This window comes from Dapis hubbardiae BLCC-M172 (assembly GCF_050016015.1).
In the GTDB taxonomy this organism is placed as follows: domain Bacteria; phylum Cyanobacteriota; class Cyanobacteriia; order Cyanobacteriales; family Microcoleaceae; genus Trichodesmium.
Window position 1 is genome coordinate 1 of record NZ_JBNHEQ010000175.1, and the last position, 10,722, is coordinate 10,722.

Consider the following 10,722-nt stretch of genomic DNA (forward strand, 5'->3'; position numbering starts at 1 on the left):
ATAATTGATAATTGATAATTGATAATTGATAATTGATAATTGATAATTACCTCTGATTAAAACCGTTACGGAATTGAATATCAGGAAATTCAAGAGCACTTTTTTCCCCTATCCAAGGGGAGGCTTTAAACCAGAATTATTTAACTATTAATTATTAATAATTCGGTAAGACTATTCAAACATCCTGGAAAACTTCTGGCAAGTTTCAAACTTATAGCAGTTTTCATGTTTTTTAGAGTACAGAGATTTGGGTTTAAAGGAAGAAGGCTCATATTATCTAGGAGAGAAGGAAGAAGGAAGAAGTAATGCAAGTCAACATGAGTGATAAACCGCTAGAATTTTTATATTTAATACCAAGCATGAAAAAAGAATATTATCTTATGTTCGATTGAATAAGTAGGTAGGTCTAATTAAACGTTAAAAAAATTTGCGTTGCTGAAACCTTGGGATCAATCTTTGCAGAAAAGGTAAATTTTATCTTTATACTTCCTCTTTCTCTAAAGCTATTAATCACCTTTTATATAATAAAACGCCCATAATTTTGTAGTATTTAATAATTTTTGTTAAGTTAAGTTGCAACTCCAGGATACTTTACTACAAAATAAAAATAAGTTTTTTTAATAACAATATATTTTAGGTTAGTTATATGAATAAGTTTTTTCCTTTAACACCTCGCTACCGTCTCAAAGATGATGAGTCTCCTTGGTTAAAAGGAATTGATTCTACCCGCAATTATTGGATTCACATTAATGGAGAAAAAACACTAACAGCCATGATTCCTGGTTTAATCGTGTCTTCTATAGATGAATTTAAACAAAATATCCAAAAATTTCAAGCTTTAGAATCAGGGGCACATATCAAAATAGAGAGATATTTAAAAAGCTGCTATATCTGCTGCATTACTCAAAACTGTTATGCTGTTGAATGTTATTTCAATGGCTTATTAGTATGTCATATATTTGATCGAGAAACTTTAGAGAGCTTGTTAATGACAAGTCATCCTGACTGGAAATGCCGTCCTAAAGATGTGGAACTGGGAGAATGAATGTTAAATAGTTCCTTACAAATATCCCCAAAAACTTCAAATTAAAATATTTACTTTATAAATATTTCGGAGGCTAATTTTATGACCATACTTGGGTTTTATAAGTTATGTTTTAGCAGACTATAAATTCCACAAGAGTTAAGTTAAATAACAGTTTTAGCTAGGTTTAGGAATCAGATATAAATCAAACTTAGAGTGTTCATGTTAATAAGTTGCAAATCGTACATAAAAAAGACGACTATTCTTATACATTCTCTCTTTATTTATCTATAAGAATGTCGAGTAAAATGTTGTCTAAAACAAATCATATCGATGAAATCCCCGATTAAAAGTAGTCAAATTAAACAAAAAGCCCTAGAATTAGGATTTCACAAAGTTGGGATTGCTTCAGCTAATGAAATTGGCTCAGAAATAAATAGATTACAAGGGTGGTTGAATAAGGGTTATCAGGCAAATTTAGAATGGATGGCTAATCCCAAACGTCAAAATTTAAAGCGAGTTATGCCAGAGGTAGAGTCTGTTATTTGTGTGGCACTCAATTATTACACGCCACATCAACACTCTGAAAATAATCAGATAGGCAAAATTTCTCGCTATGGGTGGGGTAGGGATTATCACAAAGTGGTGCACAAAAAGTTAAAAGCTTTGGCCAACTGGCTGCAAGAGCAAGACAAGGAGATTTTAACCCGCTATTATGTAGATACTGGCCCTATTATGGAAAAAGCATTGGCGGAGCAAGCTGGATTAGGTTGGATAGCAAAAAATGGTAATCTAATTACTAGAGAATATGGTTCATGGGTATTTTTGGGGGAAGTGTTGACTAACCTAGAGTTGACAAGCGATCGCCCCCATACTTCACATTGTGGTAGTTGTACTCGTTGTCTTGAAGCTTGTCCAACTAATGCCATTGTAGAACCTTTTGTTGTTGATGCAAATCTTTGTATTGCTTATCATACAATTGAAAACAGAAATCCTGAACTGCCTGCACATATTAAGTCAAATTTAAAAGGGTGGGTTGCAGGTTGTGATATTTGCCAAGATGTTTGTCCTTGGAATCAAAGATTTGCTCAAGAGACAAATATTGATGATTTTCAACCCTACCCTGATAATTTAGCACCTCAGTTAACAGAATTAGCAGAGATATCAGAAGAAGATTGGAATAAGCAGTTTCCGGCCTCTGCATTACGACGCATTAAACCGGAAATGCTGCAACGAAATGCTCGTGCTAATCTTCAATAAGCGTGAAAATTAAAAATTATCTACCCCCATAGATTTATTGATTTATATTTTCTCAATCTATTAGAGATTGAATGTATCAAGAAATATAAAAAAGGAGATAGAGAATACTTATAGCAGTTTTCATGTTTTTTAGAGTACAGAGATTTGGGTTTAAAGGAAGAAGGCTCATATTATCTAGGAGAGAAGGAAGAAGGAAGAAGTAATGCAATTCATGAAGTGAAAACCGCGATAACTCGAAAGAGGGAATTGGGAATAAGCAGGAAGAAATTAAGACAACTATTTGTCACTGAAAAATTGAGGAATATATGTACCTTTCCACGCCTTTATCTACCAGATTTCAATCCCTTTAAGTATTACCCCTTTTAAATTTTAGTCACTTACGATCCTTTCTTAATACTTATTTTACAAACAGTCTCTTAGAAAAAAACAACAATTAATGATACTAATTTTATAAAATATTACAGAGAGTGACTAATACTATTTATCTATAACAATCCACTTAATAATTCTTACCCAGACCTGAACTGTACTGACAGTTGTTATCTTTTATTAAGTGTAAATTTATGGATAAATGGTATTATACCAATTTGATAAATGTTTATTATAAATAGTTACGGGATTTTTTAGGAGTCAGGAGTAGTAGGGGCAATTTCCGTTTCTCATCCTCCGCAAACCCGAATCACCCGTACAGAAGTTATAATTAATAGCTTAGATACCATTTTTTAGGTAATAAATTATCTTTTTTATCAAAAGGACATCTCTTATAAAGTCTTTTAATCACACTTATTATTCGTAATATTCTTTGGGAAAATTGGTATTAGGCGTTTTCGGCTGTCAAGGAAAACGCGTAGCGGTGCTTCATTAATTGATAATTGATAATTGATAATTGATAATTACCTAGCCGTTAAAACCGCACGGGAATTGAAGATCAGGAAATTCAAGAGCACTTTTCTCTTGGTCGATTGGATATGGCGTTTAGCGTTCCGCAAACGACCGCTTTTTCCCCTATCCAAGGGGAGGCTTCAAGGCGCGAATTATTTAATTATTAATTATTAATAATTAATAATTCGGTAACACTATCGCCACCCTTGCTAGTTTATCTAAAATCTAAAAACTAGAGCGCAATAGTTGAATTAATTATCAACCAAGATGAATTCATACCATTTCTCTGTAATAATGCACTTGATAATTTTTACCCAGACCTAAATTTTACTAACAGCTATAGCAATTCCCAAAAAGAGTGAGGTAAAAAATTCGTTGGTTTGAGCGAGTAGGGGAGTAGGGAAGTAGGGGAGTAAGGGAGTAAGGGAGATAGGGATTAGTAATTCAGGTTCGGTGGGAATAGAAAATAAGAAAAACAACTGTACCTCAGTAACTTGAGAAACGCTATATTATCTTTTATTAAGTGCAACTTCATTGAGAAATAGTATGAGTAAGTAGTGGATACTAGGGAAATAAAAGTATATGAAAAAAGGTTTTAATTGTACAATATCTGCGAAATATAAAGTGTTGAGCTGTTGACAGGAAAAACGGATTAAGAGATAACTGTCGATCCATGAATTTTGTATTATATCATGTCTGTTGGTATCATTTTGTATAAACCCTTGGGAAATATCTACCCAAGTTTTAGTTTTTTCCTCCTTGCTTTCAAGCCTTCTTCCTCCTTCTTTACCTGTACTTTATAATACTTATGTTATCGGACTTGATATGATAGAATTAAATACCAATTAGCGGTTATTATTTAATAATGATAAAAATAGTGATTTTTGATTTTGATGGTACATTAGCAGATACTTTCGATCTAATTTTTGCTATCACAAATCGTCTATCAGTTGAATTTGGATATAAACAAACCAAGAAAGAAGAAATCCCAGAAATTGAAAAATTAAGCCCCCTAGAACTTATTAACCAATCAGGAATATCTCTTTTTAAAGTACCTTTTTTGCTGAGAAAAATCAGAACAGAGTTTCAAAAAGAAATTAATAATGTGAGGTTATTTAGTGGTATTAAAGATGCTGTGTTAGAACTCAAATATCAAGGTTATAAAATAGGAATAATTACTTCTAATGCTCAAGAAAATGTAGAAGTTGTTTTACAAAAATATGATTTGTTTATTTTTGATTTTATCGCTTCAGGAACAACACTTTTTGGTAAGCATAGAGTTATCAAAAAATATTTAAAATCAGAGAACATTCAAAGGGAAGAAATGGTTTATATTGGAGACGAAACCAGAGATATTCATGCTGCAAAGAAAGCTAAAATTAAAGTAGTAGCTGTGACTTGGGGATTTAATTCCAGAGAAGCATTATCTGAATATCAGCCAGATGCTTTGGTTGAACAACCGCAAGAATTAATTGAAGTAGTTAATAAGTTTTGAAGTAAGCATAAATAATATGCATACAAAGTTCAATAATTAATAATTAATTGTTAATTATTACCTATTCTGTAATAGAAGGATGAGCTAAAAGCAAGTTTTTTCTTTTTTATCCATGAATGGAGAGGCTTTATACCTTGATTTTTCAGTAATTTACTTGTAAGTTGTAATACTCAAATTATACGACATCTATTTGAGGAAAAATAATGATGCCAAAGGAACAAGTAATAAGGAAAAATTTTTAAATAAATTGGTAGTAGTGTACAATTAGTGATATTCTAAATAAAAGTCAAGTAAAGAATTAAATAGTATTTTTTTAAAAGCAATGAATTGGAAGAGTTTATGGTCTTTCAAAATCAATTAGGATAAAAAATAAAAATTACAAAAAAATAAGGTCTCAAGCCTTCCCTTTTAAGGGAATAAAAAAAGTAAATTTCAGTATTTAAAGCGTCTGAATTTAGAGGTTAATACTGATAACTGATAACCGATAACTGATAACTAATAACTAATATGACAGACTTCTGGAACCAAGTTTTAAACTTTGCAGAAACAACTACTTTCAGAGTAGGAAATCAACTATTAAAAGACTTTGGAAATGTTAAAGCAGACGAAAAAGCTGATGGTAGTTTAGTTACTAAATCCGATAAATGGGCAGATAGGGAAATTAGAGAAGCGATCGCCTCTACTTTTCCCACCCACGGAATATTAACAGAGGAAAGTCAACAGATATTTCCTAGTAATGAATGGTGTTGGATTATCGATCCTTTAGATGGTACAACAAACTTTGCTAAAGGTATGCCAATTTGGGGAACTTGTATGGGATTATTATATCGAGGTACTCCTATATTTGGTTATGTAAATTTGCCACCATTACGTCAATCTTATTATGGTTTTTATTATCAGGAACATCAAAAATATTTAAGTAATCCACCTATCACTAGAGCATTTTTAAATCATCGGCAAATTCACCCAATTAAAGATAGAATTACTGGTAATCATTTATTTAATCTTTGCTCTCGAAGTACAAAAATCATACCCCAATTACCAACAAAAATTAGAATGATAGGAATAGCAAGTTATAACTTTTTACTTGTAGCTTCTGGCGCATCTATTGGTGGGATTGAAGCTACACCGAGAATTTGGGATATTGCTGCATCTTGGGTAATCGCAAAAGCGGCAGGAGCAATTTGGATACCATTAGGATCGGGAGATATTTTTCCTTTAGAAATAGGGAAAGATTATTTGAGTCATCCCTTTCCTACTTTGGTTGTGGGAAATGAAGAATTAGTTCCTTATTTTTTGCCTATAGTTGAATCTTTAAGAAGATAAACCAAAACTCAGACATAGAATTTTCAGAGCAACTTATTTGAATTACTTAGCAAAAATCATACCCTTTATCCTCTAGAGGGTAGTTTTATTTATAATACCAAATTGATCGATATTTGATATAGCGCTACGCGCTAGGGAATAGGGAATAGGGAATAGGGAACAGGGAACAGTAGACTGTTAAAGGGTTCCATGATTTATAACTGCCCTAACCTGAATGGGTAGTGCTATACAAATAGCTAGGGAACTTTTTAGCACCCTTGAGTTTGACTAGGAATTAAAACCAAAGACCAATAGGGAACCTCAGTTGCTTCAACCTCAGTAATAGGGATAATTTGCTGATTAGTTTGAGTTGCCCTTTCAATATAAAGTGCACGATGTAACAACCCCAACTCATCCAAAATCTTGCAGACTTTGGTAAAATGTCTGCCTAATTTGATAATTATTGCTGCATCCGCAACAGTAAGGCGATCGCGCAACTGAATCTCATCCAAAGTAGCAGGTATAATACTCAAAACATCATTGCGGTAAGTAAGTGGCACCCCCAGCATAGCTGCACTTGCCAATGTTGAGGAAATGCCCGGTACAACTTCCGTGGGAAACTGGCCCGAAAGTCGCTGAAAGAGATACATAAATGACCCATACAACATCGGTTCCCCTTCGCATAAAACCGCCACATCTTGCCCAACTTTTAGGTGTTCGGCAATCTCTTCCGCCGCTTTATCATAATAGGGTTGGGATGGTTCCTTAACATTAAAAGGCAAACATATAGGAATTTCAATCTGGTCAAAACGAATAAACTTAGCAGCGATCGCCCGTGCCAAAGAGTTACCATTTTCTGAGATAGGGTAAGCAATTACTGGAACAGTAGTTAAAATGCGGTATGCTTTGAGAGTCAGTAACTCTGGGTCTCCCGGTCCAATACCTAATCCATATAATTTTCCTAGTTCTCTCATTTCAGTTATCAGTTATCAGTTATCAGTTAGCCTCCTGCGGAGGAACTACGTTAACAGTTATCAGTTATCAGTACCTCCTAGAATACGGAGGCTTGAAATACTGAAATTTATTCTTTTCATCCCCTTAAAAGGGGAGGCTTGAAACCAAATTTTCCAGTCATCCGTAAATTATATCAGTTTGAACAGTTTGAAAAAAGTTTATTTGTAATTTTGCCTGAGCTGAATGCTGAATGCTGAATGCTGAATGCTATACCTCACTTTCCTTTGCTAAAGCATTAACGGCAGCAGCAGCTATGGCACTTCCTCCACGTCGTCCATGCAATGTGATAAATGGAACACCTCGACTATTGCTTGCCAGTTCCACTTTTGACTCTGCTGCACCCACAAACCCTACAGGAAAACCTAAAATGAGGGCAGGTTTTGCCATCCCCTCATCTAACAATTCTAGTAAGTGAAACAGTGCAGTTGGAGCATTACCAATAGCGACAACAGAACCATGAGTCAGAGGTTTCCATAACTCAACAGCAGTCGCCGAGCGAGTATTATTAATTTGTTGCGCCATTTCTGGCACTTCCGGATAATTGAGGGTGCAAATAACTTCATTCTTGGCAGGCAACCGATGGCGAATAATTCCATTGGCTACCATTTGAGTATCACAGAGAATAGGTGCGCCTTCAAGCAATGCAGCGCGACCTATTTGTACTGCCTCCGGTGAAGCGGCTAAGTCTTCTACAATATCTGTCATTCCACAGGCGTGAATTAGTCGTATTGCAACATGAGCTAAGTTGGTAGGCAAACTCTCTAGGTTTGCTTCAGAGCGAATTGTAGCAAAAGATTGGCGGTAAATTTCTTCGCCATTGCGAATGTAATCAATCATAGGTTAGGGAATAGGGAATAGAGATTAGTATTAAACTGTACCTCATATCAAATCCGTTGGCTTCGGAGTATTATAAGAAACTGGGTTTATGGGAGATAGATGGTAGGGACACCCTTATGCAACGTCCCTACAAGGGTATTTCATATAAACCCGGTTTCTACACTTTTTTACACCGATACTAGCGGATTTAATATCACTATCCTCAAAAGTTTCGTAGGTAATTCTTTTTCATCCTCCAAGAATTTATTTCTTGCTTTACAGCAGAAGTCTACCTTTAATATCATCAGGACTTACGCATAGCCACTATATCTAGTAGGGGTTAACTGCCGTTAACCCCTACAGGTGGTGTATATTTTCATGTTTTGCGTAAGTCCTGATCATGTCGGTTTGTCTTAAGTGCTGGAGAAATGTCTACCTTAAATAGTAGGGGCGAATGCGATTCGCCTTCTAGGGATAGCGCTTTTAAGTTTTTACTCCTTTCAAACATCCTTCCTTCTTCCCTCTTCCTTCTTGCTTCTTCCTTTCAAAAGACCTCTGAACTTGCATGGCGATCGGCAACTTAATGATAAACTCTGTACCATTTCCCTCCTCAGAGGAACACAGTAAATAGCCCCCATGCTTCTCACAAATAATTTGATAACTAATTGAAAGTCCAAGTCCCGTTCCTTTACCAACTGGTTTAGTTGTAAAAAATGGATCAAACAAGCGAGTTTGAATATCTGTCTTAATACCAGGACCATTATCAGTAATTTGAATTGTAATCCACTCGGTATCAACTTGAGCTGTTTTAATTGAAATCATCGGCGATCGCTCCTTTAACTTCCCTTCCTCAATTGCATCTTCTAAAGCATCAATGGCATTAGCTAAAATATTCATAAATACCTGATTCAATTGACCTGCATAACATTCAATCAAAGGCAGATTACCGTAATCTTTAGTCACTTGAAGTTCTGGGCGATGAGGCTGACTCTTGATTCGATGTGCCAAAATCATTAATGTACTTTCAATACCCGTGTGAATATCCACTTCCTTGACAGTTGATTCATCTAACCGGGAAAAATTACGCAGGGACAAAACTATTTTCTGCAGACGTTCACTGCCAACTTTCATAGATTTTAATAATTTTGGTAAATCTTCGGCAATAAAATCTAAATCAATATCTTCAATAGCTGCTTCAATCTCTGGAGCAGGAGTAGGATATTGGGTTTGATAGAGGTAAATCAAATCAAACAAATCTTGAAAATGATGGTTAGCATATTCAACATTTCCGGAGATAAAACTGACTGGGTTATTAATTTCATGGGCAACACCTGCTACCAACCTGCCTAAACTTGACATTTTTTCTGTTTGTACTAGCTGTAGTTGAGTCTGGTGTAGTTCTTGCAGTAATTCTTCTAATTCCCGATTTTTGCCCTCAACTTTTAAAGTTGCCTGCTGGGAAATTAATAAATACATCACCAAAGAGACTGTCACTAATAAACCTAATGCCAGAACTGTTTCAGAACGCCAACTAGATATAGAATGATCAGAAGCAGGTAATACTAACAAGGAAAGTTCCTGTTGTGCTGTATGAAGCGAACGGATACAAAATTCCCACTCACGACTATAACGACAAAGATGTTGTGGCTGCTCTACTGGGTTGTCAATAATTTCTAAATTAGCAACTTGAGGAGATTCTGTCAAGCTTTGGGATTCAGCTTTGTATGCTATGAGGAAATAGTCAGTGGCAGAAACAGCAGTTTTGTTTAAAGCAGAATCTAACTGATCTTCTGGTAAACCATAGAGATAGAAATCAAGTCCGTTAAGGTTGAGATTGCCGATCGCTTTTTCTACCCAAGTCCGAACTTCATAAAAACCAAATACCACTCCTTGAAATTTTGTATTGGCATCAGGGTTTTCGCGCTCAAGAGATTGAGGATTCAAGTTATTGGAGCCAAAGACCGGATAGTAAAGCACAAAGCCTGGTTTGCCATTCTCTAACTGCACTAAAGGCGTACTCACACTCACTCCTATATGTTCTGCTTTTTCTATACTCAGCAAACGTTTTATGTCTGAAGCAGCATCCCAACCAATATAGTCTTGCCATCGTTCTAAAGGTTCGATATAGGTTGTGGGGAAGTAGACCTGGCGATCGCGTGCCAATACTTGATTTCCTTTGGAGTTATGTTCGCGAATCTGAAAATCTTTTAACCCTTGAGCTTGTAACTGTTGCTCATAGAGTGAACGTTCTTGATTCTCTACTTTTTGACTCCACCCTAATCCTAACAAACCGTCATAATACGGTAGTAGGGAGCTTGTAAATTCTTGAAATTCTTGCCTAGTAAATTTTTCAGGCGATTTCAGGAAACTACCTACCGATCTAGTAAGTTGGGTGTAACTATGTAATTGCCTTTGTAACTCATTCACCAAGACAGTAGATTGTTGTTGAAACCGCTCCCGATCTTTTGCTAGTTCCCAGTGATCAACTACGAGGGTAGCAACGATCGAAAGAGTAATCCCCGTTAATCCCACTACTCCCACCGCTAGGTATTGCTTGAATAAATATAGAAATTGTCTCACCACTATTAATAATAATTTTTAATAAATTTTGATTCTTATAATTGTAACATTTTTTAAAGTATTTGTCTAAATTTATTTATTTATACATATATTTTTTTGCTTATATCGTGTAAAATCAATTTATCTTAGAAATTACATGGAAAATATCATACAAAACACTTATTCTTTTAGTGTAAAATATTTTATATCATGTCCGCTGGTATGGTCGCGTCGTGTAAAAGTTGGGGAAATATTTACACCTTATGTAAGGTTTTTCCTTTTCTTCTTCCTTCTCTCCTAGATAACTAAAGCCTTCTTCCTTCTCTCCTAGATAACTAAAGCCTTCTTCCTTCTTCCTTACCTTCTC

7 protein-coding genes are annotated in these 10,722 nt (G+C 35.2%); 4 read left to right on the forward strand and 3 right to left on the reverse strand.

What is annotated here, in order from left to right; translation table 11 throughout:
• The first annotated feature begins 646 nt into the window (after positions 1 to 646).
• The 4 genes from ACP6PK_RS15785 (at position 647) to ACP6PK_RS15800 (ending at position 5,987) form a co-directional block, all read left to right on the forward strand.
• Positions 647 to 1,045 (forward strand): hypothetical protein, encoded by a 399-nt coding sequence (locus ACP6PK_RS15785; protein WP_426560671.1) that lies wholly within the window; start codon positions 647 to 649, stop codon positions 1,043 to 1,045.
• A gap of 312 nt (positions 1,046 to 1,357) precedes the next feature.
• Positions 1,358 to 2,284 (forward strand): tRNA epoxyqueuosine(34) reductase QueG, encoded by a 927-nt coding sequence (gene queG / locus ACP6PK_RS15790; protein WP_426560673.1) that lies wholly within the window; start codon positions 1,358 to 1,360, stop codon positions 2,282 to 2,284.
• Between the two features lie 1,759 nt (positions 2,285 to 4,043).
• The gene (locus ACP6PK_RS15795; RefSeq protein ID WP_426560675.1) at positions 4,044 to 4,661 is read left to right on the forward strand and encodes an HAD-IA family hydrolase; all 618 of its coding nucleotides are present in this window, start codon (positions 4,044 to 4,046) and stop codon (positions 4,659 to 4,661) included.
• A 507-nt stretch (positions 4,662 to 5,168) separates the two neighbouring features.
• Positions 5,169 to 5,987, forward strand: a complete 819-nt coding sequence (locus tag ACP6PK_RS15800; protein ID WP_426560677.1) for an inositol monophosphatase family protein — start codon at positions 5,169 to 5,171, stop codon at positions 5,985 to 5,987.
• Positions 5,988 to 6,235: 248 nt separating this feature from the next.
• Here ACP6PK_RS15800 and cobI read toward each other — a convergent pair whose 3' ends face one another.
• The 3 genes from cobI to ACP6PK_RS15815 all read right to left on the reverse strand — a co-directional run bounded on the left by cobI (position 6,236) and on the right by ACP6PK_RS15815 (position 10,379).
• The gene (cobI, locus tag ACP6PK_RS15805) at positions 6,236 to 6,940 is read right to left on the reverse strand and encodes a precorrin-2 C(20)-methyltransferase (protein WP_426560679.1); all 705 of its coding nucleotides are present in this window, start codon (positions 6,938 to 6,940) and stop codon (positions 6,236 to 6,238) included.
• A gap of 247 nt (positions 6,941 to 7,187) precedes the next feature.
• Positions 7,188 to 7,817, reverse strand: coding sequence for a precorrin-8X methylmutase (locus tag ACP6PK_RS15810; RefSeq protein ID WP_426560681.1), 630 nt, complete (start codon positions 7,815 to 7,817; stop codon positions 7,188 to 7,190).
• A 462-nt stretch (positions 7,818 to 8,279) separates the two neighbouring features.
• Positions 8,280 to 10,379, reverse strand: a complete 2,100-nt coding sequence (locus tag ACP6PK_RS15815; protein ID WP_426560683.1) for a CHASE domain-containing protein — start codon at positions 10,377 to 10,379, stop codon at positions 8,280 to 8,282.
• Positions 10,380 to 10,722 lie beyond the last annotated feature (343 nt).

Coding starts and splice junctions, on each gene's coding strand:
- ACP6PK_RS15800 (WP_426560677.1), top strand. CDS start 5,169: ATGACAGACTTCTGGAACCAAGTTTTAAACTTTGCAGAAACAACTACT.
- ACP6PK_RS15810 (WP_426560681.1), bottom strand. CDS start 7,817: ATGATTGATTACATTCGCAATGGCGAAGAAATTTACCGCCAATCTTTT.
- cobI (WP_426560679.1), bottom strand. CDS start 6,940: ATGAGAGAACTAGGAAAATTATATGGATTAGGTATTGGACCGGGAGAC.
- ACP6PK_RS15785 (WP_426560671.1), top strand. CDS start 647: ATGAATAAGTTTTTTCCTTTAACACCTCGCTACCGTCTCAAAGATGAT.
- queG (WP_426560673.1), top strand. CDS start 1,358: ATGAAATCCCCGATTAAAAGTAGTCAAATTAAACAAAAAGCCCTAGAA.